The organism is Rhizobium giardinii bv. giardinii H152 (assembly GCF_000379605.1).
Classification (GTDB): domain Bacteria; phylum Pseudomonadota; class Alphaproteobacteria; order Rhizobiales; family Rhizobiaceae; genus Pararhizobium; species Pararhizobium giardinii.
Map to the genome: position 1 here is coordinate 307,758 of NZ_KB902702.1, position 23,936 is coordinate 331,693.

Here is a 23,936-nt window from a genome sequence, read left to right on the forward strand (position 1 = left end):
GATGCCTTCACTTAAGGATCTGAAAAACAGGATCGCCTCCGTCAAGGCGACGCAGAAGATCACCAAGGCGATGAAAATGGTCGCCGCGGCGAAGCTTCGGCGTGCCCAGGAGGCGGCCGAGGCCGCCCGGCCTTACTCGCAGCGGATGAGCGCGGTTCTCTCGAACATCGCTCAGGCTGTCGGTTCGGACGACAGCGCGCCGCGCCTGATGACCGGCAACGGCCGCGACGAGACGCACCTCTTGGTGGTCTGCACGGCGGAACGCGGTCTTTGCGGCGGCTTCAACTCGCAGATCGCCCGCTTCGCTCGTGACCACGTGCGCAAGCTGCTTGCCGAAGGCAAGACGGTGAAGATCATCTGCGTCGGCAAGAAGGGCTTCGATATCCTGCGTCGCGAATTCTCGTCGCTGATCATCGACCGTGTCGACCTGCGCGAAGTCAAGAAGATCAGCTTCGAGAACGCCGACCAGATCGGCAAGAAGATCATCGGCCTGTTCGAAAAGGACGAGTTCGATGTCTGCACGCTGTTCTATTCGGAGTTCAAGTCGGTCATCAGCCAGGTTCCGACGACGTTGCAGCTGATCCCGGCGGCGGCTCCGGCGGAAGCGGTCGCCGATACCGGCGCAATCTACGAATACGAGCCCGACGCGGGCGAGATCCTCAGCGATCTCATCCCGCGCAACATTTCGGTGCAGGTTTTCCGGGCTCTGCTCGAAAATGTTGCCGGCGAAATGGGTGCCAAGATGAGCGCGATGGACAACGCCACGCGCAATGCCGGTGAAATGATCAACAAGCTGACGCTTTCCTACAACCGTCAGCGCCAGGCTCAGATCACCAAGGAACTCATTGAAATCATTTCGGGCGCGGAAGCGCTCTAAGGTCTAGGACAAGAGGGTAAGGATTATGGCTAAGGCAGCTACCCCCACAGATACAGCAGCGGCGAAGAAGCCCGCAGCAGCCCGCAAGCCTGCGGCTGTAAAGGCATCCGCAGTCATCGCATCGGCGGGTGCAGTCGGTCGCGTCACGCAGGTCATCGGCGCCGTCGTCGACGTAACCTTCGAAGAAGGCCAGCTGCCGGCGATCCTGAACGCGCTGGAAACCGACAACAACGGCAGCCGCCTTGTTCTCGAAGTTGCCCAGCACCTCGGCGAAAACGCCGTCCGCACGATCGCCATGGACTCGACCGAAGGTCTGGTCCGCGGTCAGCCGGTCACCGACACGGGTTCCCCGATCACCGTTCCGGTCGGTCTGGAAACGCTCGGCCGCATCATGAACGTCATCGGCGAGCCGGTCGACGAAGCGGGTCCGCTGGTCACCTCCGGCAAACGCGCCATTCACCAGGAAGCACCAAGCTACGTCGAGCAGTCGACCGAAGCGCAGATCCTCGTCACCGGCATCAAGGTCGTCGATCTTCTGGCTCCCTACGCCAAGGGCGGCAAGATCGGCCTGTTCGGCGGCGCCGGCGTCGGCAAGACCGTTCTCATCATGGAACTGATCAACAACGTCGCCAAGGCGCACGGTGGTTACTCGGTGTTCGCAGGCGTGGGTGAACGTACCCGCGAAGGCAACGACCTCTACCACGAAATGATCGAATCCGGCGTCAACAAGCATGGCGGCGGCGAAGGCTCGAAGGCTGCCCTCGTTTACGGCCAGATGAACGAACCGCCGGGCGCGCGCGCTCGCGTCGCTCTGACGGGCCTCACGATCGCCGAACAGTTCCGCGACGAAGGTCAGGACGTTCTGTTCTTCGTTGACAACATCTTCCGCTTCACCCAGGCAGGTTCCGAAGTGTCGGCTCTTCTCGGCCGTATTCCTTCGGCCGTGGGTTATCAGCCGACGCTCGCCACCGACATGGGCCAGATGCAGGAACGCATCACCACGACGACCAAGGGCTCCATCACCTCGGTTCAGGCCATCTACGTTCCGGCCGACGACTTGACCGACCCGGCGCCTGCGACCTCGTTCGCCCACCTCGATGCGACGACCGTTCTGTCGCGCTCGATCGCCGAAAAGGGTATCTACCCGGCTGTTGACCCGCTCGACTCGACTTCGCGCATGCTCGACCCGATGGTTGTCGGCGAAGAGCACTACGAAGTCTCGCGCAAGGTGCAGACGACCCTGCAGCGCTACAAGTCGCTCCAGGACATCATCGCCATCCTGGGCATGGACGAACTGTCGGAAGAAGACAAGCTGGCCGTTGCCCGCGCCCGCAAGATCGAGCGCTTCCTGTCGCAGCCGTTCTTCGTCGCCGAAGTCTTCACCGGTTCGCCGGGCAAGCTGGTTGCGCTCGAAGACACGATCAAGGGCTTCAAGGGCCTCGTCAACGGCGACTACGACCATCTCCCGGAGGCCGCCTTCTACATGGTCGGCTCCATCGAGGAAGCAATCGAAAAGGCCAAGAAGCTGGCTGCCGAAGCCGCTTGATGCGTTTCGATCGGGGCGGACCAAGGCTCGCCCCGATCTTCAATCGCTGCGGTTGGATAAGTCCGGCTGTACCGAACGGAATTCTCTACTGGCGGATTTTGGCCGGTAGCTCCAAAAGAAGCGAATGATCATGGCTGATTTCAATTTCGAACTCGTCTCTCCGGAACGCCTGCTGCTGTCCGAGCGCGTCAGCGAAGTCGTCATTCCGGCAACGGAAGGCGAGATGACCGTCATGGCCAATCACGCCCCGACGATGACGACGGTCAAGCCCGGAGTCGTGACCGTGAAGGCAGCCGACGGCAAGGTCAGCCGTTACGTCGTATTCGGCGGTTTCGCCGACATCCTGCCGACGGGCTGCACACTGCTTGCCGAATCGGCCGTTCCTGTCGAGGAGGTCGATCGCACGTTGATCGAGAAACGGATCGAGGCCGCCAAGAACGAACTCGAGGGCATTGCGCATGGCGACGAACAGCGTACGAGGGCCGAGACGTTCCTGACCGAGCTCACCCAGTTGAACGGCATTCTAGTCGCCTTCTGAAAGGCTAATGAATGACTTTCCAACCCCGCTCCGGCGGGGTTTTTTAATAACCACCATTTCGATTTTGACGCGACATATCCATTTTCCGGACGGCCACTACCGCGCTAAGGCTTTGTTTCTAAATTCCCGCATTTGCGAGATGGTTTCACTAACGATCGTTTTCCGGTAGGCTGCGTCCTTCGCAGACTTTTTGTATTTCGGGCGGGCCGCCCGACAAGGGACAAGAGGATACGCATGCCTTCGAAGATCGTGCCGGTCATCATGGCCGGTGGCAAAGGAACGCGGTTGTGGCCGCTGTCGCGATCGGCGGCGCCGAAACAGTTTCTCCAGTTTCTCGGCGACCATTCGCTGTTCCAGAAGACCTTGCAGCGGGTGTCCGATCCGCAGTGGTACACGCCGGCTGTCGTCGTCACCAATGCCGAATTCCGCTTCATGGTTGCCGAGCAGGCGCGCGCGCTCGAAGCGCCTCTGTCGAGCATCCTGCTGGAGCCGATCGCCCGCAATACGGCGCCGGCACTTGCCGCGGCCGCCTTTGCCGTCCAGCGTGAATATGGCGATGACGCGATCATGCAGGTGCTCGCGTCGGATCACGAGATCGACGCCGGCGACCACTATTTCGATTGCATCCGCATCGCGCGGGAGACCGCCCGGGCCGGCAAGCTTGTGACGTTCGGCATCCGGCCGACCGAACCGGCGACCGGTTACGGTTACATCGAAACGGGTGCTGATCTCGACACGGGCGCAAAAACCGTTGCCCGCTTCGTCGAGAAGCCGAACCGTGAACGCGCCGAGGAACTGCTGGCGAGCGGCCGCTATCTCTGGAACTCCGGCATGTTCATGCTGCCCGTCGGCCGGTTCCTCGCGGAAATCCTGCGCTATGCGCCGGCCGTTCATGATGCGGCGCTGCGGGCGATCCAGGATAAGAAGCACGATCTCGACTTCGACCGGCTTGATGAGGCGGCCTTCTCGCAGGCACCGGACATTTCGGTGGACTATGCGGTGTTTGAAAATACGGCCGATGCGGCAGTCGTTCCATCATCCTTCAGCTGGTCCGACCTTGGCAGCTGGGACTCGGTGTGGGCCATCGGCGAAAAGGACGAACAGGGTAATGTCGTTGGTGAAAACGCTTCGGTGAGCAACACCCGCAACTCTCTCGTCCTGTCGCGGGATATTCATCTCGCCGTGCACGGGCTGGAGGATGTCGCCGTTATCGCCAGCGAGGACGCCGTCTATGTCGGGCACCTCAAGGACAGCCAGGACGTCGGCAAGATCGTCAAGAAGCTCGCCATGTCGGCCAAGACGCGGCCGTTGACGGAAACCCACCCGACGTCCTATCGCCCCTGGGGTGACGTCTCCTCGGTGCTGAGCGGCGAACGCTTCGAGGTGAAGCGGCTCCATGTCACACCCGGCCGCAAGATCTCGCTGCAGAAGCATCACCATCGCTCGGAGCACTGGATCGTCGTGCGCGGCACGGCGGAAATCACCATCGGTAACGAGACCCGCCTGCTGCACGAAAACGAGTCGGTCTATATCCCGCAGGGCGTCGTGCACCGGCTGACCAATCCCGGCAAGATCCCTCTGGAACTGATCGAGGTGCAGACCGGTTCCTATCTCAAGGACGATGATACTGTCCGGCTGGCCGACGAATTCGGCCGGACCTAGAGTTTCGGGGCACATGGGGCCTCGACGCCACGCAAGCTCCTGCAAATGTCCTGAACGATGAATACGAAAGCGCCCGGGATTTTGACGATCCCGGGCGCTGCGGTCCATGGTCTTGTTAATGCCGCCCCGCCGGTCAGCCTGCCATTTTGTCCGCATAGGCCTTCTGTTCGTAGTAATGGCCGAAACGGCTCTTGAGGAAGGCGTCGAGGCCGATTTCCTCCTGGCGGATGAAGCCCTTCGATGGCAGTTCGCCCTTGGCCAGCATGTCCAGCACGGCGCAGATGCTGCAGGCCGTCGTGATCTGGATGGCGCTCATCATGCGGCCGGCGACGACGGCGCTGTAGACCTTGTTGGCGTAGGTTTCCTGCACGAGGCGGCCATCCTTGCGGCCGGCGACGGTGACGAAGATGATGACGACGTCCTGCATGGTCGAGGGCAGGGCGTTCTCGAAGATATCCTTCAGCACGTCGCGGCGGTGGCGCAGGCCGAGATCGTTGAGCAGAGCCTTCATGATCGCGGCATGGCCGGGATAGCGGATGGTGCGGTAATTGAGCGTGCGCACCTTGCCCTTGAGGCTCTCGCACAACGTACCGAGGCCGCCGGAGGTGTTGAATGCCTCGTAGGTGACGCCGTCGAGCGAAAACTCCTCGCGTTCCTCGAGCGCCGGAACTTCGATCAGCTGGCCTTCGACGATCGCCTCGCAGGGCTCGATATACTCGTTGATGACGCCGTCCGTGCTCCAGGTCAGGTTGTAGTTGAGCGCATTGGAGGGGTACTGCGGCAGGGCGCCGACGCGCATGCGCACGCTGTCGAGCGTGTCGAAATGATGGGCAAGATCATTGGCGACGATCGAGATGAAACCTGGCGCCAGGCCGCATTGCGGGATGAAGGCGGTGCTTGCAGTTTCGGCGATGGCCTTCACCCGGCGAGTCGATTCGACGTCTTCGGTGAGGTCGAGATAGTGGACGCCGGCCTTGGAGGCGGCTTCGGCGATCGCGATCGTCAGATGGAACGGAGCAGCGCTGAGAACCGCGAACTTGCCGGCAAGCAGGCCGACCAGCGCGTTGCCGTCGTCAATGTCGATCTCGGCGGTGGTGATCGCGTCGTGCCTTTCGATCTGGGAAAGCTGCTCGGCGCTGCGGTCGGCGAGCATGACGTGGTAATCGCCGGAATGGGCAAGAAGCCGGGCGATGGTCGAGCCGATCTTGCCGGCTCCGATGACGACGATGTTTTTCATGGCGGGTCCCCCAAACGTGAATCTGTCTGCTGCGATTGTCGGAGTTTCGACTGTTGATATGAAGCGCTGATATGATAGAAATGCCGTACAATAATCGGCATATCGCCGTTAAGGATGTTCATAATGACGTTGGCCGACAAGGACAGGCAGCTTCTGTCGCTGCTCAGCGAAAACGCCCGCATGGCCACGGCGCTGCTTGCCCGCAAGCTTGGCCTCTCGCGCACCACGGTGCAGGCGAAGATCGAGCGGCTGGAGCGGGATGGGGTGATCGCCGGCTATGGCGTGCGGCTATCGGAGGATTTCGAGAAGGGGCTCGTCAAGGCGCATGTGCTGATCACGTTGGCGCCAAAGGCGCTTTCGCGGGTGACGCAGGAGCTTCATGCCATCGAGGACGTGCGGACATTGCATTCGGTCAGCGGCAGCTTCGATTTGATCGCCATCATTGCCGCATCCTCGATCAGTGAACTCGACCTGGTTATCGACCGGATCGGCGAGATCGACGGTGTCGAGAAGACCCTGTCGTCAATCATCCTGTCGACGCGAATCAATCGCTGAAGCCGGCCTGCTGCATGGCGAGATCGACATGCTCCGGCGTCTCCGCAGCCGGAGAAGGGCTGCCGGGGCGTTTGATGATATCGGCGGCTGCAATCACGATCGGGTCGAAGCCCGCATCGCCGCGTTCGACAAGTTCGAAGAACGCCTTGCGCATGCGCGGTTCCCAGAACTTGTTGATATGCGTGGCAACGCCATGGACGCGCTCGGCCTCCGGCTGCGACTTGAAGAAGGTAGCGATCTGGTTCGCCATCCGCACGAGTTTGGCATTGGTGTGATCAAGCGACATCGGCGATGGCTCCGGACTGGATACGGTCTGAATGGGTGAAAATCTCGAAATCGGCGCCGCGCACCAGCGCGATCAGCGTCATCCCGGCTTCGTCTGCCGTGCGGATGGCAAGCGCCGTCGGGGCGGAAATCGCGATGATGAAGGGGCTGCCGATGATGGCGGTCTTCTGCACCATCTCGACGGAAACCCGGCTGGTGACGACGACGGCGCCGCTTGCGCCGGGATGACCGGCCTGCGCCGCAGCCCCCACCAGCTTGTCGAGCGCATTGTGCCGGCCGACGTCCTCGCGCACGGCGATCAGTCCCTTGCCGGGGACATAGAAGCCGGCGCCGTGCACGGCCCGCGTCTCGAAATGCAGCGGCTGCTGGCCGTTCAAGAGCGCCACCGCCTCGACGATCTGCACTTCCGTGAGGCGTAGCGGCGAACCCGTCACCGACGGTGTCTTGCGCACCGCCTGCTCGATCGATTCGATTCCGCAGAGCCCGCAGCCGACCGGCCCGGCCATATGGCGGCGGCGGGCGATGAGTGCGTCGTTCTGCTCGTCTTTCAGGACGATCTGCAGATCGATGCCCTTCTCGTCTGCCACCGCTTCGATCGACTCGATCTCTGCGGGATCGGCAATGATCCCCTCCGTCAGGCTGAAGCCGACGGCAAAATCCTCGAAATCGCCGGGCGTCGCCATCATCACCGCATGGGTCGAGCCGCCATAGGAGAAGGCGATCGGGGTTTCCTCAGGCACGACGCGGGTGCCGGCGGCGAGCTTGCCGTTGCGGCGGGCGGTTTCGGAGACCTTCTGGGTGAGTTTGAATGGGGTCATGCGGCAACGGAGTGCACGGCACCCCCCTCTGTCACTGCGTGACATCTCCCCCTCGAGGGGGGAGATTGGAATATGCGGATGTTTCCGCGAGCTCCATTTAAATTCGCGCTCGTAGAAAGTTCCAGGTGCAATACCGAGGGGTGCGACGCTGTGGGCGTGCCCAGCCAATCTCCCCCCTTGAGGGGGAGATGCCCGACAGGGCAGAGGGGGGTGAGCACGGCAAACTCGAACATCGGAAAATTACTCCGCCGCCTCCATCTTGCCGGCGATCCGGCGCGACTGGCGAGCCTGTTCGTCGTAGTCGACCTGCCATTGCGACGGGCCGTTCGACGGCGAGACCTGCACGGCGGTCACCTTATATTCGGGACAGTTGGTTGCCCAGTCGGAGAAGTCCGTGGTGATAACGTTCGCCTGCGTCGTCGGATGGTGGAAGGTGGTGTAGACGACGCCGGGGGCGACGCGCTCGGTGATCAGGGCCCGGAGCGTCGTATCGCCGGAGCGGCTCATCAGCTTCACCCAGTCGCCGTCGCGCACGCCGCGCATCTCGGCATCGTTCGGGTGGATTTCCAGCCGGTCCTCCTCGTGCCAGACGACATTGTCCGTGCGCCGCGTCTGGGCGCCGACATTGTACTGGGACAGGATGCGGCCGGTGGTGAGCAGCAGCGGAAAGCGCGGGCCGGTCTTCTCGTCGGTGGCCACATATTCAGTGCGGATGAACTTGCCCTTGCCGCGCACGAAGCCGTTGACGTGCATGATCGGCGAGCCGAGCGGTGCCTTCTCGTTGCAGGGCCACTGCACCGAACCCATCTTTTCCAGATAGTCGTAGGAGACCATGGCAAAGCTCGGCGTCGTCGCGGCGATTTCGTCCATGATCTGCGACGGATGGCTGTAGTTCCAGTTCAAGCCCATCGCCTGCGCCAGCTTCTGGGTCACTTCCCAGTCGGCATAGCCGTTGCGCGGCGTCATCACCTTGCGCACGCGGTTGATGCGGCGCTCGGCATTGGTGAAGGTGCCGTCCTTCTCGAGGAAGGTTGAACCGGGCAGGAAGACATGCGCGTAGTTGGCCGTCTCGTTGAGGAACAGGTCCTGCACGACGACGCATTCCATGGCGGCGAGACCAGCCGAGACGTGCTTGGTGTCAGGGTCGGACTGCAGGATATCCTCGCCCTGGATGTAGATGCCCTTGAACGAGCCGTCGACGGCGGCGTCCAGCATGTTGGGGATGCGCAGGCCCGGCTCATTGGAGATCGTCACGCCCCAGAGCTTTTCGAAGATGTCGCGGGTCGCATCGTCGGACACGTGGCGGTAGCCCGGCAGTTCGTGCGGGAAGGAGCCCATGTCGCAGGAACCCTGGACATTGTTCTGGCCGCGCAGCGGGTTCACGCCGACGCCGGGGCGGCCGATATTGCCGGTCGCCATGGCGAGGTTGGCGATCGCCATGACCGTCGTCGAGCCCTGGCTGTGTTCGGTGACGCCGAGGCCGTAATAGATCGAGCCATTGCCGCCGGTGGCAAACAGCCGGGCGGCGCCGCGGATTTCCTCGGCCGGCACACCGGAAAGTTTTTCGACTTCTTCCGGGCTGTGATGCGGTTCGGCGACGAAGGCCGCCCAGTCTTCGAATTCCGACCAGTCGCAGCGCTCGCGGATGAATTTCTCGTCGTAGAGGCCCTCGGTGACGATGACATGCGCCAGCGAGGTGATGACGGCGACATTGGTACCGGGGCGCAGCGGCAGGTGATGCGACGCCTTGACATGCGGCGAGGACACCATGTCGATACGGCGCGGGTCGATGACGATCAGCTTGGCACCCTGGCGCAGCCGCTTCTTCAGCCGCGAGGCAAAGACGGGATGGCCGTCAGTCGGATTGGCGCCGATGATGATGACGACGTCGGTGTGTTCGACCGAATCGAAGTTCTGCGTGCCGGCAGAGGTGCCGAAGGTTGCGCCGAGACCGTAGCCGGTCGGCGAGTGGCAGACGCGGGCACAGGTATCGACATTGTTGTTGCCCAAGCCGGCGCGCACCAGCTTCTGGACGAGATAGGTTTCCTCGTTGGTGCAGCGCGACGAGGTGATCCCGCCAACCGAATCGCGGCCGTGCTGATACTGGATGCGGCGGAATTCGGCGGCGGTATGGGCAAGGGCCTCTTCCCAACTGACTTCGCGCCAGGGATCGGTGATCTTCTCGCGGATCATCGGGTTGAGGATGCGCTCCTTGTGGGTCGAATAGCCATAGGCGAAGCGGCCTTTGACGCAGGAATGGCCGCGATTGGCCTGGCCGTCCTTCCACGGCACCATGCGCACCAGTTCCTCGCCGCGCATCTCCGCCTTGAACGAGCAGCCGACGCCGCAATAGGCGCAGGTGGTGACGACCGAATGCTCCGGCTGGCCGATCTCGATCACCGATTTTTCCGTCAGCGTCGCCGTCGGACAGGCCTGCACGCAGGCGCCGCAGGAGACGCATTCCGATTCGAGGAAATTTTCATGCATGCCGGCCGAAACCCGGCTGTCGAAACCGCGTCCCTCGATCGTCAGCGCAAACGTGCCCTGGACCTCTTCGCAGGCCCGCACGCAGCGCGAACAGACGATGCATTTAGCCGGATCGAAGGTGAAATAGGGGTTGGATTCGTCCTTTGGCGACCATTTGATGTTGATCGCGCCGTCATTGCGCGCCTTGACATGGTTTTCGCCGTCGTAGCCGTAACGCACGTCGCGCAGGCCGACCGCTCCGGCCATGTCCTGCAACTCGCAATCGCCATTGGCGGCACAGGTCAGGCAGTCGAGCGGATGGTCGGAAATGTAGAGTTCCATGACGCCGCGGCGGACATCCTTCAATCGGGGGGTTTGGGTGGAGACCTTTATCCCGGGCGCCACCGGCGTCGTGCACGAGGCGGGCATGCCGGCTCGGCCTTCGATTTCCACGAGACAGAGCCGGCAGGAGCCGAAGGAGTCCATCATGTCGCTGGCGCAGAGTTTCGGCACCTCGATGCCGGCCTCCATCGAGGCCCGCATGATCGAGGTGCCCTCGGGCACGGTGATCTCGTTGCCGTCGATGGTCAGCGTCACCATCTTTTCCGAGCGGGAAGCGGGGGTGCCGAAGTCGATTTCAGAAATGAGGGGCATGGGCGGCCTCCTGTGCGGAAAGGACGGAAAATTTTGCGCGCGGGGAGGCTTTACCCCCCTCTGTCACTTCGTGACATCTCCCCCACAGGGGGGAGATTGTTCTTTTCCCTCGGGCATTCCGAGTAAGGCGATATTGTTCCTGGCAACGGGGCGGAGTCGCATGCGATCTCCCCCCTTGTGGGGGAGATGCCCGACAGGGCAGAGGGGGGTGAAGCCACAAGCTCTGAACATCATTCCGCCGCCTCCACAATCGGAGCCGGCGAAAAATCGTCTGGAAAATGGTTCATCGCGCTCATGACGGGGTAGGGCGTAAAACCGCCGAGCGCGCAAAGCGAGCCGAATTTCATCGTGTTGCAGAGGTCGGCCAGCAGTTCGCGGTTCTTTTCCGGTTCGATTCCCTTGGCGATCTTGTCGGCCACCTCGACGCCGCGCGTCGAGCCGATGCGGCAGGGCGTGCACTTGCCGCAGCTTTCCACCGCACAGAATTCCATGGCGAAACGCGCCTGCTTCAGCATGTCGGCCGTATCGTCGAAAACGACGATGCCGGCGTGGCCGATCAGCCCGTCTTTTGCCGCGAAAGCCTCGTAGTCGAACGGCGTGTCGAACAGTGCGCGCGGGAAATAGGCGCCGAGGGGGCCGCCGACCTGGACCGCCTTCACTGGCCGTCCCGAGGCCGTGCCGTCGCCGATGTCGTCGACGATCTCACCCAGCGTCAGGCCGAAGGCTACCTCATAAAGCCCGCGATGCCGGACATTGCCGGCGATCTGGATCGGGATCGTGCCGCGCGAGCGGCCCATGCCGAAGTCCTTGTAGTAGATCGGCCCCTTGTCCATGATGATCGGCACCGAGGCGAGCGAGATGACGTTGTTGATGACGGTCGGACAGTCGAACAGGCCCTTGTGGGCGGGCAGCGGCGGCTTGGCGCGCACGATGCCGCGCTTGCCTTCGAGCGAATTCAGGAGCGCCGTTTCCTCGCCGCAGACATAGGCGCCGGCACCGGCGCGGATCTCGATATCGAAGGCGTGCGCCGAGCCGAGCACCGAAGTCCCGAGTACCCCCGCCTTGTGGGCGATCTCGACGGCCTCAGTCATCGTCGCGATGGCGTGCGGATATTCCGAGCGGATATAGACGAAGCCCTTGGTCGCACCGGTCGCGATGCCGGCGATCGCCATGCCCTCGATCAGCACGAAGGGGTCGCCTTCCATGATCATGCGGTCGGCAAAGGTACCTGAGTCGCCCTCGTCGGCATTGCAGACGATGTATTTGCGCACGCCCGGCGTCTCGAGCACCGTCTTCCACTTGATGCCGGTCGGGAAGCCCGCACCGCCGCGTCCACGCAGGCCGCTCTCGGTCACATGGGCGACGATATCGGCCGGCGCAAGGGTTACGGCCCGTTCCAAGCCCTTCAGCCCGTCATGCGCCCGGTAGTCGGCAAGCGACAGCGGATCGATGATGCCGCAGCGGGCAAAGGTCAGCCGCGTCTGGCGTTTCAGGAACGGCAGTTCCTCGGTCTTCCCGAGACAGAGCGCATGATTGCCACCTTCGATCAGCCCGGCATCGAGCAGGCCGGCGACATCGGATGACTTGACCGGGCCGTAGGCGATCCGGCCTTCGGGCGTTTCGACCTCTACCATCGGCTCCAACCAGTGCAGGCCGCGCGATCCGTTGCGCACGATGGTCGCGTCGAGGCCGCGTGCTTCGATTTCGCTTGCGAGCACCTTGGCAACCCGCTCGGCGCCAAGCGCCAGCGCCGCCGCATCCCTGGGAACGAAGATCCTGACGGTCATGCGCGGACCTCCGCAACGAGGCCATCTACCGCATCCGCATCGAGCCGACCATGCACCTCGCCGTCGAGCATCGCGGCGGGTGCGGCGGAACAGAGCCCGAGACAGTAGACGGGTTCGAGCGTTACCGCTCCATCCAGCGTCGTCTGGTGGAAATCGATGCCAAGCAGGGTCTTGACCCGTTCGGCAAGCTGGTCGCCGCCCATCGACTGGCAGGCTTCGGCGCGACAGAGTTTCAAGACATGCCGGCCTGCCGGGTGGTCGCGATAGTCGTGATAGAAGGTGACGACGCCGTGGACTTCGGCGCGCGAGAGGTTGAGCTCGCGCGCAATGATCGGCAGGGCCTCCTGCGGCACATAGCCGAACTCGGCCTGGATTTCGTGCAGGATCGGCAGAAGCGGCCCTTCGAGCGACTTCCTCTCGCTGACGATATCCAGCGTTCTGATGCCGATATCGCGGCTTGATAGATGCAGGTTCAACGTTCAGACCTCCCGAACTGAAACGAGTTTCGCTTGGCGATACAGACCAATCTGCCGAGACCACGTTGATCGGCGCTCCTCCAAGAACATCCGGCCGGTCAGGGCAAAGCCGCAATCACGCTTCGCGCAGGAAATGAGCTTTGCAGCAGCGACGGAAGGGGTCAATACGCCTGTTTCGTTGGGTGATAGATATTTTCTATCGAAAGGTTTGCGCCTCGGCCAAAATGCGGGCTTCATGCAAAAGCGCGGAGACGAGCGGGGTGAACGGCTCGCGGTGCGTCGCCACCAGGCCGACGGTGTGCTGCGCATCCGGCTCGACGATCGGGATCAGGCGGATTTCATCGTGAAACCCGAATGATTTCCCGACGTTGTAGGGCATGATGCTGGACCAGTGGCCGGTGCGCACATGCGAAAAGAGCACGATCATCGAGTTCGATTCGAGCGTCGGCGCGACGGTGACGCCGGCTTCGGCGAAATGCTGGTTGATGATGCGCCGGTTCTGCATATCGGCGGTCAATAGACAAAGCCGAATACCGCCGACTTCCTTCCAGGTCACGCTTTCGCGATCGGCCAGTTCGGTTCCGGCGGCGGTGACGAGATGATAGCGCTCCACCTGCAGCGGCACGCTGGTGACGCGTCCCAGCGGCTCGTTCTCGAGATAGGTCAGGCCGGCGTCGATCTCGAGATTTTCCAGCAATCCGAGGATCTTGAGCGATGTCGTCGAAAGAATCGAGAAGGTCACTTCCGGATGTTTTTCCTGGAAGGGAGCGGTGATGCGCGGCACCATGGCAAGCGTCGTCGGCACCGCCGCCAGCCTGATGTGGCCGACGAGGCCGCGTCGCGCTGCGCGCATCTCCTCGTGCATGGTGCGCGAATCGCCGACGATCCGGCGGGCCCATTCCAGCACGCGCTGGCCTTCCGGTGTCAGGCTCTGGTAGCGCGAGCCGCGATTGACCAGCATGACGCCGAGCTGATCTTCCAACTGCTTGATCGCGGCCGAGAGCGTCGGCTGGGTGATGCCGCATTGTTCGGCGGCACGGCCGAAATGCCTTTCCTGGGCAAGGGCAATGAAGAATTCCAGCTTGTCGATCACGCCGATCCCTCCCGACTGCCGTCTCGTCTGCTCTCAGCAGATCAACTGCCCGCCGTTCACTTCGAGAACCTGGCCCGTGATATAGCCGGAGAGCGCGCTCGATGCGAGGAAGAGATAGGCGGGCGCGCAATCTTCCGCCGTGCCGAGCCGCTGCAGCGGGATGGTCTTGCGCGTCGCTTCCAGTTTCTCGGGCGAGGAATAGCGCTCGTGGAAGTCGGTGGTGATCGTGCCCGGCGAAACGCAATTGACCCGGATGCCGGCCGGCGCCAGCTCGCGGGCAAGCGCCTTGGAATAGGTCGAGACGAAGGCCTTGGTCGCCGAATAGATCGATGAGCCGGCGCTGCCGCCGGTCAGCGCCGAGATCGAAACGGTGTTGACGATGGCCGGGTGCGTGCCGCGCCTGAGAAGCGGCAGCAGGGCGCGGGTGGTCTGGACGACGGAGGTCTGGTTCAGCTGCACCACCGTCTCATAGTGTTCGTCCGTCAGCTCGTCGGCTGAAAACCGGCCGACCATGGTGCCGGCATTGTTGACCAGCACGTCGATCGCCTGGAATCGCGAGGCGATGCTTGCTGCAAGCAGCTCGACGCCGCCGGCGGTGGAGAAATCGGCATAGGACAGAAACGCCCGGCCGTCGGTCAGGGCTGCCTCGAGAAAGTCGGGCAGCGGCTCGCGCGCCACGCGTCCTCCGTGCAGATAGACGGTCGCACCGCAATCGAGAAACTGCCGCGCCACCTCCAGGCCGATCCCGCGCCCGGCGCCCGTGACGACGACATTCATGCCCTTGAACAGCGATGGGTGAAACATTCCGAACTTCCTCCTCAGCGACGACAGGCTGTCGCATCCCGGCCCGAATTGCAACGCACAAGCGCATGCAGGTTCATTTTCGAGCGCTCATCACGTTTATGAAATTGCGTCGCTTTCGTTTTTGCATATTATGAAAGAAAACGAAAACGAGAAGGGGAGGAATATTCATGTATCTGACGGGCCGGCAGTCGGAAATCCTCGATCTTGCCAAAACGGAGGGCCGGGTTCTCGTCGATGAGCTCGCCGCGCGTTTTTCGGTGACCCCGCAGACCATCCGCAAGGACCTGAACGATCTTTGCGACGGGCGCGTGCTGACGCGCATTCATGGCGGAGCGATCTTCCCGCGCGGCAACGAGAATGTGAAATACGAAGCCCGCCGGTCGATTGCAGCGCTCGAGAAGCAGGCGATCGGCCAGGCGGCTGCGGCGATGATCCCCAACAATTCCTCGCTGTTCATCAATATCGGTACGACAACCGAGGCCGTCGGCGAAGCGCTTCTTGACCACACCGAGTTGATGGTTATCACCAATAATATCAATGTTGCCAATCGCTTGCGGGTTTTCCCGTCGATCGAGGTGGTCATTGCCGGGGGCGTGGTGCGCGGTGCCGATGGCGGTATTGTCGGCGAGGCGGCCGTCGATTTCATCCGGCAATTCAAGGTGGACTACGCCGTCATCGGCGCGTCGGCGATCGATCACGACGGCGCGCTTCTCGATTTCGATTATCGCGAAGTGAAAGTGGCGCAGGCGATCATCGCCAATGCCCGCCATGTCATCCTCGTTTCCGATTCGACCAAGTTCGAGCGCACCGCTCCGGTGCGGATCGGCCACATAACCCAGGTTCACACCTTCATCACCGACATCTGTCCGGTCGAAAACGTGCGGACCATCTGCCAGGAGCAGGACGTCCGGCTGATCGAGACCGCGCGCTAGTTTCCGCGTTTTCCGCGTGCAGGCTTTCTTTAAACATTCGTTTGACATTCGTAAGAATTTCGTTTTAATTGATTTCACTTTCGCATGTGCTCAATATTGTGCAATGCGAAATATGGGAGGGAAAGCAGTGCCTGCGCAGGACGTGTTCGACATCTTCGTCATCGGTGGCGGCATCAACGGGTGCGGCATCGCAAGGGATGCCGTCGGCCGCGGTTATTCGGTGGCGCTGGCTGAAATGGACGATTTCGCTTCCGGCACATCCTCGCGCGCCACCAAGCTCATTCACGGCGGACTGCGCTATCTTGAACATTATGAGTTCAGGCTGGTGCGTGAATCGCTGATGGAGCGCGAAGTGCTCTGGGCGATGGCCCCGCACATCATCTGGCCGATGCGCTTTGTCCTGCCGTTCCACAAAGGCGGTATCCGGCCGGCCTGGCTCATCCGGCTCGGCCTCTTCCTGTACGACCATATCGGCGGCCGCAAGCTGCTTCCCGCCACCCGCACGCTGGACATGCGCCGTGATCCGGCCGCCAAGCCGCTGAAGGCGCTGTTCACCAAGGCATTCGAATATTCCGATGGCTGGGTCGATGATGCCCGTCTCGTGGTCCTGAACGCCCGCGACGCCGCGCAAAAGGGCGCCCGCATCATGACCCGCAGCCGCGTGGTTTCTGCCCGGCGCGAGGGCGGCCTCTGGTCGGTCGATGTCGAGGATGGTGCGACCGGTGCCGTCAACACCTTCAAGGCGCGCATGCTGATCAACGCCGCCGGCCCCTGGGTCGATGTCGTTTTGTCCAATGCCGTTGGCAAGAACAAGGTCCACAATGTCCGCCTCGTTCAGGGCAGCCATATCGTCGTGAAGAAGAAGTTCGACGATCTGCGCGCCTATTTCTTCCAGAATCCGGACAACCGCATCATCTTCGCAATCCCCTACGAGACCGATTTCACCCTGATCGGCACGACCGACAGCGATTTCACCGGCGACCCGAAGAACATCCAGATCACCGACGGCGAGGTCAGCTATCTCTGCAATGCGGCGAGCGAGTACTTCTCCGAACCGGTCAAGCCTGCCGATGTCGTCTGGACCTATTCCGGCGTGCGCCCGCTCTACGATGACGGCGCCTCGAAGGCGCAGGAGGCCACGCGGGACTATGTGCTGAAGATCGACGCCAACAATGGCGACGCGCCGCTTCTCAACGTCTTCGGCGGCAAGCTGACGACCTATCGCCGGCTCAGCGAACATGCGCTGGAAAAAATCGCCGATGCGATCGGCGCCAAGGGTGCTCCGTGGACGGCGAACAGCGTACTGCCGGGTGGCAATTTCCCGGCGAACGGTTACGAGGCCGAAGTCGCAAAGCTGAAGAACCGCTATCCCTTTCTGGCCGAGCGCCATGCGCGCCGGCTGGTTCGGCTGTATGGCACGCTGGCCGTAAGCCTGCTCGGCGAGATCGACAGGGCCGAGGGCCTTGGGCGGCATTTCGGCGCCGATCTCTATGAGGTCGAGGTGCAGTGGCTGATTGGCCAGGAGTGGGCGCGCCGCGCCGAGGACGTATTGTGGCGCCGCACCAAGCTTGGATTGAAATTGACCCAGGCGGAAGCCGCCGGGTTGGAGGAATACATGCGGGAGACTATCCGCAAAGTTGCCTGAGGAAGCGCCGGGATGGCGCTGCCGACGGCTGGGAGGAAGCCTGAGAATGCTTGAACTGAAAAACATAACCAAGGTCGTCGGAGCGGATACGCATATCCACCCGACCGATCTTGTACTGGAGCGGGGCTCGCTCAATGTGCTGTTGGGCCCGACGCTCTCCGGAAAGACGTCGCTGATGCGGTTGATGGCCGGCCTCGACAAGCCGACGACCGGCACCATCACCTTTGACGGAAAAGACGTGACCGGCGTGCGCGTGCAGGATCGCTCGGTCGCCATGGTCTACCAGCAGTTCATCAATTATCCGGCGATGACGGTCTATGAGAATATCGCCTCACCGATGCGCATTTCCGGCAAGGATGCTGCAACGATCGATCGCGAGGTTCGCAAGGCGGCCGAGCTGATGAAGCTGACGCCCTATCTGGAGCGCACGCCGCTCAACCTGTCCGGCGGCCAGCAGCAGCGCACGGCCCTTGCCCGCGCCATCGTCAAGAACGCCAGCCTCGTGCTGCTCGACGAGCCGCTCGCCAACCTCGACTACAAGCTGCGCGAAGAACTGCGCGAGGAACTGCCGAAGCTGTTTGCCGCGTCCGGTTCGATCTTCGTCTATGCGACGACAGAACCACAGGAAGCGCTGCTTCTCGGCGGCAACACGGCGACGCTCAACGAGGGTCGCGTCAGCCAGTTCGGATCGACCATTTCGGTCTATCGCAAGCCGGCGGACATCGTCACCGCAAAGACTTTTGCCGATCCGCCGCTCAACACCATTGATCTGCAGAAATCCGGCAATACTTTCGATCGCGATGGCATCACTGTTCTGCCGGTGCCGGCACATCTGTCGGGGATCGCCGACGGCCCCTGCACAGTTGCCTTCCATCCACACCACCTCTCACTCGCCCGCCCGCATGACACCGCAGCGGTGCTGAAGGCGCGGATCATCATTTCGGAAATCGCCGGCTCGGAAAGTTTCATCCACGTCGATTGCGCCGGTTCGCGCTGGGTCATGCTCGAACACGGCATTCACGACATCGAGCCCGACACCGCGATCGAGCTTTTCGTCGATACGCGCCATCTGATGGCCTTCGGGACAGACGGGCGCGCGATCGGCGGTCATGCCGGCGGTTCCGCCTTTCGGGCGGCGTGAGGAGGACACCATGGCACGCATCAATCTCGATCATATCCGCCACGCCTACGGCCCTAGCCCGAAATCGCCTTCGGACTATTCGCTGAAGGAAGTTCATCACGAATGGAACGACGGTGGCGCCTATGCGCTGCTCGGCCCGTCCGGCTGCGGCAAGACCACGCTGCTTAACATCATTTCCGGGCTGCTGCAGCCATCCGAAGGCAAGATCCTGTTCGATGGCCGGGATGTCACCTACCTGTCGACGCAGGACCGCAACATCGCGCAGGTGTTCCAGTTCCCGGTCATCTACGACACCATGACGGTCTACGACAATCTGGCCTTCCCGCTGCGCAATCGCCATGTTCCGGAAGGCGAGGTCGACCGACGCGTCAATGAAATCCTCGAAATGATCGGTCTTGCAGACCGGGCGAAGAAGAAGGCGCAGGGGCTGACCGCCGACCAGAAGCAGAAGATCTCTCTTGGCCGCGGCCTGGTGCGCTCCGATGTCAGCGCCATCCTGTTCGACGAACCGCTGACCGTCATTGATCCGCATATGAAATGGGTGCTGCGCTCGCAGTTGAAGCGGCTGCACAAGCAGTTTGGCTTCACCATGGTCTATGTCACTCACGACCAGACCGAAGCACTGACCTTCGCCGACAAGGTGGTCGTCATGTATGACGGCGAGATCGTCCAGATCGGCACGCCGGCCGAGCTTTTCGAGAAGCCGAAGCACACCTTCGTCGGCTATTTCATCGGCTCCCCGGGCATGAACGTGCTGCCGGCGAAGATCGACGGCTCATCCGTCGATCTCGACGGCCAGAAGGTCGCATTGTCCTTTGCACCGAAGATCGCCGCTGGCGCCAAGACGGAACTCGGCATCCGGCCGGAATTTGTCCGGCTCGGCCGCGAGGGCATGCCGGTGACGATTTCCAAGGTCGAGGATATCGGCCGCCAGAAGATCGTCCGTGCTTCCTTCGCAAGCCGGCCGATCGCCATCGTCGTTCACGAGGACGGTGAGATCCCGACCGATCCACGCGTCACCTTCGATCCGTCTGCCATCAATATCTACGCCAATTCCTGGCGCGTCACAGATTCTCTGCCGATCGGGGGGGCGGCCTGATCATGGAAAAGACCTGGAACAACAAGGCCTGGTTCATGGTCCTGCCGGTACTGGTTTTGGTCGCCTTCTCGGCGGTCATCCCGCTGATGACGGTGGTCAACTATTCGGTTCAGGACACCTTCGGCAACAATGAATTCTTCTGGGCGGGAACCGACTGGTTCACCGACGTCCTGCATTCAGACCGCTTCTGGGACGCGCTGACGCGCAACCTGATCTTCTCGGCGATCATCCTGGCGATCGAGATTCCGCTCGGTATTCTGATCGCTCTCAACATGCCAAAGAAGGGGCTCGGCGTTCCCGTCTGCCTCGTCCTGATGTCGCTGCCGCTGCTCATTCCGTGGAATGTGGTTGGCACCATCTGGCAGGTCTTCGGCCGCGTCGACATCGGTCTGCTCGGCTATACGCTGGCAGCGCTCGGCATCAACTACAACTACGTCAACAATGTCTTCGACGCCTGGGTGACGCTGATCGTCATGGACATCTGGCACTGGACGAGCCTTGTCGTTCTGCTCTGCTATGCCGGTCTGGTCTCGATCCCCGATGCCTATTACCAAGCCGCCAAGATCGACGGCGCGTCGCGCTGGTCGGTGTTCCGCTATATCCAGCTGCCGAAGATGAAGCGCGTGCTTTTGATCGCCTTCCTGCTCCGCTTCATGGACAGTTTCATGATCTATACCGAGCCCTTCGTCGTTACCGGCGGCGGTCCCGGAAACGCCACCACATTCCTGTCGATCGATCTCGTCAAAACGGCCATCGGCCAGTTCGACCTCGGTCCGGCAGCAGCACTTTCGATCATCTATTTCCTGATCATCCTGTTGCTCTCATGGATCTTCTACACCGTGATGACCACCAGCGATGCGCAGAAGTGACGGCCGGAGGGAGGAAAAACAAATGAATACAGCCACTCAACTCTCTGGTCGCAACCTTTCCTGGATCGTGCCGACCCTTTACATCCTGTTCCTGCTCCTGCCGATCTACTGGCTCGTCAACATGAGCTTCAAGACGAACACCGAGATCACCGGCACCTTTTCGCTCTATCCGCATGCGCCGACGCTCCGGAACTATGCCGTGATCTTCACCGATCCGTCCTGGTACAAGGGTTACATCAACTCGATCATCTATGTGGTGATGAACACGGTCATCTCGGTTTCGGTGGCGCTGCCGGCAGCCTACGCCTTTTCGCGCTACCGCTTCCTCGGCGACAAGCACCTCTTCTTCTGGCTGCTCACCAACCGCATGGCGCCGCCGGCCGTTTTCGCGCTGCCCTTCTTCCAGCTCTATTCCGCCTTCGGCCTGATCGACACGCATATTGCCGTGGCGCTCGCGCACTGCCTGTTCAACGTGCCGCTGGCAGTGTGGATCCTGGAAGGCTTCATGTCCGGCGTCCCGAAGGAGATCGACGAGACCGCCTATATCGACGGCTATTCCTTCCCGCGCTTCTTCCTACGCATCTATATCCCGCTGATCGCCAGTGGAATCGGTGTCGCCGCCTTCTTCAACTTCATGTTCTCGTGGGTCGAACTCTTGATCGCCCGGACGCTGACGACGACCGACGCCAAACCGATCGCCGCCATCATGACGCGCACGGTTTCGGCATCCGGCATGGACTGGGGGGTGTTGGCCGCGGCCGGCGTGCTCACCATCATCCCGGGCGCGATCGTCATCTATTTCGTCAGAAACTATATCGCCAAGGGCTTTGCCCTGGGGAGGGTCTAATGGCCACATTATCTCAACGCAAAAGCCGGTGGCCCCTGGCGCTGACCGCCGTCCTCGCCGTCTATGCCGCCCTGACCGGGCTGCTGGTCATGGCGCTGCCGATCAAGGACGGCGCGCGTGACTGGTTCGCGCCGCTGATACCCGGCGGCTGGATGGCCTGGTCTTTCCCCGGCGCGATGTTCTTCCTCACCATCTTTGCGCTTCTTTCGCTGATGGCGGTCTGGGAGTACGCGCGGCCGGGCGGTAATCCGCGCGTCGGCATCCTGCGCTTCGAAACGACGCGTGGCGACCGTCTCTTCGTTTCGCTGCTCGGCAGCGCCTTCATTCATCTCGCATGGCTGGGGCTTGTCGGTCCCAACGTGTGGTGGGCTCTTGCTCTTTCCATCGTGTACGCCATCGGCGTCTTCAAGCTGGTCTGAGGCAAGATTACTGAAACGGATTTGCCGGGGAGGCAGTCCGAAACTGCAATCGCAAACCTTTAAGGGAGGACTACAATGCGACGGCACCTTCTAACATCGACAGCGGCAATGCTGCTGGCCTTCACCGGCTCCGCATTCGCGGGCATGGACGAGGCCAAGACGTTCCTGGATAAGGAGATCGGCGACTTGTCGTCGCTCGACCGCACAGCCCAAGAAGCGGAAATGCAGTGGTTCGTCGATGCCGCAAAGCCTTTTGCCGGCATGGATATCAAGGTGGTGTCTGAGACCATCACCACGCATGAATACGAATCCAAGGTACTGGCTCCGGCCTTTACCGCGATCACCGGTATCAAGATCACGCACGACCTGATCGGCGAAGGCGACGTCGTCGAGAAGCTGCAGACGCAGATGCAGTCGGGCGAAAACGTCTATGACGCCTATGTCAACGATAGCGATCTTATCGGCACGCATTGGCGCTACCAGCAGGCCCGCAGCCTGACGAAGTGGATGGCCAATGAAGGCAAGGATGTAACCAATCCGGGTCTCGACCTTGCCGACTTCATCGGCACGAAGTTTACGACCGCTCCGGACGGCGATCTGTACCAACTGCCTGACCAGCAGTTCGCGAACCTCTACTGGTTCCGCTACGATTGGTTCAACGACGAGAAGAACAAAGCCGACTTCAAGGCGAAGTACGGCTACGACCTCGGCGTTCCGGTCAACTGGTCGGCGTATGAAGACATCGCCGAGTTCTTCACCGGTCGCGAAATCGACGGCAAGAAGGTCTATGGCCACATGGACTACGGCAAGAAGGACCCGTCGCTCGGCTGGCGCTTCACCGACGCCTGGCTGTCGATGGCCGGCAACGGCGACAAGGGCCTGCCGAACGGCCTTCCGGTAGACGAATGGGGCATCAAGGTCAACGAGAAGTCCCAGCCGGTCGGCTCCTGCGTTGCCCGTGGCGGCGACACCAACGGCCCTGCCGCGGTGTACTCGATCCAGAAGTATCTCGATTGGATGAAGGCCTATGCACCGGCTTCGGCTCAGGGCATGACCTTCTCGGAATCCGGTCCGGTTCCCTCGCAAGGCGAGATCGCCCAGCAGATGTTCACGTATACGGCGTTCACCGCCGACTTCGTGAAGGAAGGCCTGCCGGTCGTGAACGCCGACGGTACGCCGAAGTGGCGCTTCGCTCCGAGCCCGCATGGCGTCTACTGGAAGGACGGCATGAAGCTCGGCTATCAGGACGTCGGTTCCTGGACGCTTCTGAAGTCCACGCCGGATGATCGCGCCAAGGCCGCATGGCTCTACGCGCAGTTCGTCACTTCGAAGACCGTTGACGTCAAGAAGAGCCATGTCGGCCTGACGCTGATCCGCGAATCGACGGTCAAGCATCCGAGCTTCACGGAACGTGCACCGAAGCTCGGTGGTCTGATCGAGTTCTACCGCTCGCCGGCCCGCGTTCAGTGGTCGCCGACCGGCACGAACATCCCGGACTATCCGAAGCTGGCCCAGCTGTGGTGGCAGGCAATCGGCGATGCTTCCTCCGGCGCAAAGACCGCCCAGGAAGCCATGGATTCGCTGTGCGCCGAACAGGAAAAGGTTCTGCAGCGCCTCGAACGCGCCGGCATCCAGGGTGAAATGGGTCCGAAGCTCGCCGAGGAGCACGACCTCGAATACTGGAACGCGGAAGCCGTCAAGGCCGGCAACCTTGCACCGCAGCTGAAGATCGAGAACGAAAAAGAAAAGCCGCAAACCGTCAACTACGACGAACTGGTCAAGAGCTGGCAGTCGAACTAAGCGCTCTGGCTTTTCTTTAAGACATCGCCGCCCGGGCTCTGCCCGGGCGGTTTGCGTTCAAGGGGAGGGCTATTCTCCCGGAGGCGTGATCGCCGAGCGCTCTCGGGCTTTCCATGAGGGCAACGGAATGTGCAGGTCCTGCCAAGGTCATCAAGGACACTGGTATCAAACTGACAATGTGGAAGAGGGAATATCCATCTCGTCCCGCAGCGGATGGTGCGGTGGCTCTGCAGCGCCGCGCGTCAAACGTGACGCGCAAAGGACGCTGTAGCACTGTGAAATTGCGGTATAATTTCCGCCTTACATCGTTTCCGGCATTATGCAGTAAGGGCAACAACAAAAAGCCGCCAGCTGGCGCCGGCGGCTTTGCAGACCGTCAAGATGAA

21 protein-coding genes are annotated in these 23,936 nt (G+C 61.7%); 13 read left to right on the forward strand and 8 right to left on the reverse strand.

All coding sequences use genetic code 11. The features are described 5' to 3' along the window. The first annotated feature begins 1 nt into the window (after nt 1). From A3AY_RS0126240 to A3AY_RS0126255, 4 genes are all read left to right on the forward strand, one after another. Nucleotides 2-877, forward strand: coding sequence for a F0F1 ATP synthase subunit gamma (locus A3AY_RS0126240; RefSeq protein WP_018328658.1), 876 nt, complete (start codon nt 2-4; stop codon nt 875-877). A 25-nt stretch (nt 878-902) separates the two neighbouring features. Further along, complete coding sequence (gene atpD, locus A3AY_RS0126245; RefSeq protein ID WP_018328659.1) at nt 903-2,423, forward strand: F0F1 ATP synthase subunit beta; 1,521 nt, start codon at nt 903-905, stop codon at nt 2,421-2,423. Between the two features lie 130 nt (nt 2,424-2,553). Continuing rightward, nucleotides 2,554-2,961: a F0F1 ATP synthase subunit epsilon gene (locus A3AY_RS0126250; RefSeq protein ID WP_026203846.1), complete on the forward strand. Its 408-nt coding sequence runs from the start codon at nt 2,554-2,556 to the stop codon at nt 2,959-2,961. Nucleotides 2,962-3,195: 234 nt separating this feature from the next. Further along, complete coding sequence (locus A3AY_RS0126255; protein WP_018328661.1) at nt 3,196-4,623, forward strand: mannose-1-phosphate guanylyltransferase/mannose-6-phosphate isomerase; 1,428 nt, start codon at nt 3,196-3,198, stop codon at nt 4,621-4,623. 133 nt (nt 4,624-4,756) lie between these two features. On the opposite strand, the gene A3AY_RS0126260 is transcribed toward A3AY_RS0126255, so the two are convergent. After that, complete coding sequence (locus A3AY_RS0126260; protein WP_018328662.1) at nt 4,757-5,860, reverse strand: saccharopine dehydrogenase family protein; 1,104 nt, start codon at nt 5,858-5,860, stop codon at nt 4,757-4,759. 123 nt (nt 5,861-5,983) lie between these two features. Here A3AY_RS0126260 and A3AY_RS0126265 point away from each other — a divergent pair, with 123 nt between their 5' ends. Beyond that, nucleotides 5,984-6,415, forward strand: a complete 432-nt coding sequence (locus tag A3AY_RS0126265; protein WP_018328663.1) for an Lrp/AsnC family transcriptional regulator — start codon at nt 5,984-5,986, stop codon at nt 6,413-6,415. Here the strand turns inward: A3AY_RS0126265 and A3AY_RS36155 are convergent. From A3AY_RS36155 to A3AY_RS0126300, 7 genes are all read right to left on the reverse strand, one after another. Continuing rightward, the gene (locus tag A3AY_RS36155; protein ID WP_018328664.1) at nt 6,405-6,701 is read right to left on the reverse strand and encodes a formate dehydrogenase subunit delta; all 297 of its coding nucleotides are present in this window, start codon (nt 6,699-6,701) and stop codon (nt 6,405-6,407) included. The genes A3AY_RS0126265 and A3AY_RS36155 overlap by 11 nt on opposite strands. Then, nucleotides 6,691-7,518 (reverse strand): formate dehydrogenase accessory sulfurtransferase FdhD, encoded by an 828-nt coding sequence (fdhD, locus tag A3AY_RS0126275; RefSeq protein WP_018328665.1) that lies wholly within the window; start codon nt 7,516-7,518, stop codon nt 6,691-6,693. The genes A3AY_RS36155 and fdhD overlap by 11 nt, the downstream gene beginning before the upstream one ends. 240 nt (nt 7,519-7,758) lie before the next feature. Next, a complete protein-coding gene (gene fdhF / locus A3AY_RS0126280) occupies nt 7,759-10,638 on the reverse strand; it encodes a formate dehydrogenase subunit alpha (protein ID WP_018328666.1) in 2,880 nt (959 codons plus the stop codon). Nucleotides 10,639-10,868: 230 nt separating this feature from the next. Further along, the gene (locus tag A3AY_RS0126285; RefSeq protein WP_018328667.1) at nt 10,869-12,425 is read right to left on the reverse strand and encodes a formate dehydrogenase beta subunit; all 1,557 of its coding nucleotides are present in this window, start codon (nt 12,423-12,425) and stop codon (nt 10,869-10,871) included. Next, entirely contained in the window at nt 12,422-12,901 is a 480-nt protein-coding gene (locus A3AY_RS0126290; protein WP_018328668.1) for a formate dehydrogenase subunit gamma, read from the reverse strand. The genes A3AY_RS0126285 and A3AY_RS0126290 overlap by 4 nt, the downstream gene beginning before the upstream one ends. A 196-nt stretch (nt 12,902-13,097) precedes the next feature. Then, nucleotides 13,098-13,994 (reverse strand): LysR family transcriptional regulator, encoded by an 897-nt coding sequence (locus A3AY_RS0126295; RefSeq protein WP_018328669.1) that lies wholly within the window; start codon nt 13,992-13,994, stop codon nt 13,098-13,100. A 33-nt stretch (nt 13,995-14,027) separates the two neighbouring features. Further along, on the reverse strand, nt 14,028-14,798 hold the full coding sequence (locus A3AY_RS0126300) for an SDR family NAD(P)-dependent oxidoreductase (protein ID WP_018328670.1): 771 nt from the start codon (nt 14,796-14,798) through the stop codon (nt 14,028-14,030). Nucleotides 14,799-14,965: 167 nt separating this feature from the next. On the opposite strand from A3AY_RS0126300, the gene A3AY_RS0126305 reads away from it, so the two are divergent. From A3AY_RS0126305 to A3AY_RS0126340, 8 genes are all read left to right on the forward strand, one after another. Beyond that, nucleotides 14,966-15,730 carry a DeoR/GlpR family DNA-binding transcription regulator gene (locus tag A3AY_RS0126305; protein ID WP_018328671.1) on the forward strand — a complete coding sequence of 255 codons (765 nt, stop codon included), beginning with the start codon at nt 14,966-14,968 and terminating at the stop codon, nt 15,728-15,730. A 112-nt stretch (nt 15,731-15,842) separates the two neighbouring features. Beyond that, nucleotides 15,843-17,375 carry a glycerol-3-phosphate dehydrogenase gene (glpD, locus tag A3AY_RS0126310; RefSeq protein WP_040669236.1) on the forward strand — a complete coding sequence of 511 codons (1,533 nt, stop codon included), beginning with the start codon at nt 15,843-15,845 and terminating at the stop codon, nt 17,373-17,375. Between the two features lie 46 nt (nt 17,376-17,421). Beyond that, complete coding sequence (locus A3AY_RS0126315; protein ID WP_018328673.1) at nt 17,422-18,516, forward strand: ABC transporter ATP-binding protein; 1,095 nt, start codon at nt 17,422-17,424, stop codon at nt 18,514-18,516. 10 nt (nt 18,517-18,526) lie between these two features. Next, a complete protein-coding gene (locus A3AY_RS0126320) occupies nt 18,527-19,615 on the forward strand; it encodes an ABC transporter ATP-binding protein (RefSeq protein WP_018328674.1) in 1,089 nt (362 codons plus the stop codon). Between the two features lie 2 nt (nt 19,616-19,617). After that, nucleotides 19,618-20,484 (forward strand): carbohydrate ABC transporter permease, encoded by an 867-nt coding sequence (locus tag A3AY_RS0126325; protein WP_018328675.1) that lies wholly within the window; start codon nt 19,618-19,620, stop codon nt 20,482-20,484. Nucleotides 20,485-20,506: 22 nt separating this feature from the next. Then, nucleotides 20,507-21,331 (forward strand): carbohydrate ABC transporter permease, encoded by an 825-nt coding sequence (locus A3AY_RS0126330; protein WP_018328676.1) that lies wholly within the window; start codon nt 20,507-20,509, stop codon nt 21,329-21,331. After that, nucleotides 21,331-21,750, forward strand: a complete 420-nt coding sequence (locus tag A3AY_RS36160) for a DUF2160 domain-containing protein (RefSeq protein WP_018328677.1) — start codon at nt 21,331-21,333, stop codon at nt 21,748-21,750. Before A3AY_RS0126330 ends, A3AY_RS36160 begins: the two co-directional genes overlap by 1 nt. 75 nt (nt 21,751-21,825) lie before the next feature. Beyond that, nucleotides 21,826-23,550: an ABC transporter substrate-binding protein gene (locus A3AY_RS0126340; RefSeq protein WP_018328678.1), complete on the forward strand. Its 1,725-nt coding sequence runs from the start codon at nt 21,826-21,828 to the stop codon at nt 23,548-23,550. Nucleotides 23,551-23,936: the final 386 nt, after the last annotated feature.

What these genes read in the sequence shown, in the direction of transcription:
- A3AY_RS0126240 (WP_018328658.1), top strand. Translation starts at nt 2, where the DNA reads ATGCCTTCACTTAAGGATCTGAAAAACAGGATCGCCTCCGTCAAGGCG.
- atpD (WP_018328659.1), top strand. Translation starts at nt 903, where the DNA reads ATGGCTAAGGCAGCTACCCCCACAGATACAGCAGCGGCGAAGAAGCCC.
- A3AY_RS0126250 (WP_026203846.1), top strand. Translation starts at nt 2,554, where the DNA reads ATGGCTGATTTCAATTTCGAACTCGTCTCTCCGGAACGCCTGCTGCTG.
- A3AY_RS0126255 (WP_018328661.1), top strand. Translation starts at nt 3,196, where the DNA reads ATGCCTTCGAAGATCGTGCCGGTCATCATGGCCGGTGGCAAAGGAACG.
- A3AY_RS0126260 (WP_018328662.1), bottom strand. Translation starts at nt 5,860, where the DNA reads ATGAAAAACATCGTCGTCATCGGAGCCGGCAAGATCGGCTCGACCATC.
- A3AY_RS0126265 (WP_018328663.1), top strand. Translation starts at nt 5,984, where the DNA reads ATGACGTTGGCCGACAAGGACAGGCAGCTTCTGTCGCTGCTCAGCGAA.
- A3AY_RS36155 (WP_018328664.1), bottom strand. Translation starts at nt 6,701, where the DNA reads ATGTCGCTTGATCACACCAATGCCAAACTCGTGCGGATGGCGAACCAG.
- fdhD (WP_018328665.1), bottom strand. Translation starts at nt 7,518, where the DNA reads ATGACCCCATTCAAACTCACCCAGAAGGTCTCCGAAACCGCCCGCCGC.
- fdhF (WP_018328666.1), bottom strand. Translation starts at nt 10,638, where the DNA reads ATGCCCCTCATTTCTGAAATCGACTTCGGCACCCCCGCTTCCCGCTCG.
- A3AY_RS0126285 (WP_018328667.1), bottom strand. Translation starts at nt 12,425, where the DNA reads ATGACCGTCAGGATCTTCGTTCCCAGGGATGCGGCGGCGCTGGCGCTT.
- A3AY_RS0126300 (WP_018328670.1), bottom strand. Translation starts at nt 14,798, where the DNA reads ATGTTTCACCCATCGCTGTTCAAGGGCATGAATGTCGTCGTCACGGGC.
- A3AY_RS0126305 (WP_018328671.1), top strand. Translation starts at nt 14,966, where the DNA reads ATGTATCTGACGGGCCGGCAGTCGGAAATCCTCGATCTTGCCAAAACG.
- glpD (WP_040669236.1), top strand. Translation starts at nt 15,843, where the DNA reads ATGGGAGGGAAAGCAGTGCCTGCGCAGGACGTGTTCGACATCTTCGTC.
- A3AY_RS0126315 (WP_018328673.1), top strand. Translation starts at nt 17,422, where the DNA reads ATGCTTGAACTGAAAAACATAACCAAGGTCGTCGGAGCGGATACGCAT.
- A3AY_RS0126320 (WP_018328674.1), top strand. Translation starts at nt 18,527, where the DNA reads ATGGCACGCATCAATCTCGATCATATCCGCCACGCCTACGGCCCTAGC.
- A3AY_RS0126325 (WP_018328675.1), top strand. Translation starts at nt 19,618, where the DNA reads ATGGAAAAGACCTGGAACAACAAGGCCTGGTTCATGGTCCTGCCGGTA.
- A3AY_RS0126330 (WP_018328676.1), top strand. Translation starts at nt 20,507, where the DNA reads ATGAATACAGCCACTCAACTCTCTGGTCGCAACCTTTCCTGGATCGTG.
- A3AY_RS36160 (WP_018328677.1), top strand. Translation starts at nt 21,331, where the DNA reads ATGGCCACATTATCTCAACGCAAAAGCCGGTGGCCCCTGGCGCTGACC.
- A3AY_RS0126340 (WP_018328678.1), top strand. Translation starts at nt 21,826, where the DNA reads ATGCGACGGCACCTTCTAACATCGACAGCGGCAATGCTGCTGGCCTTC.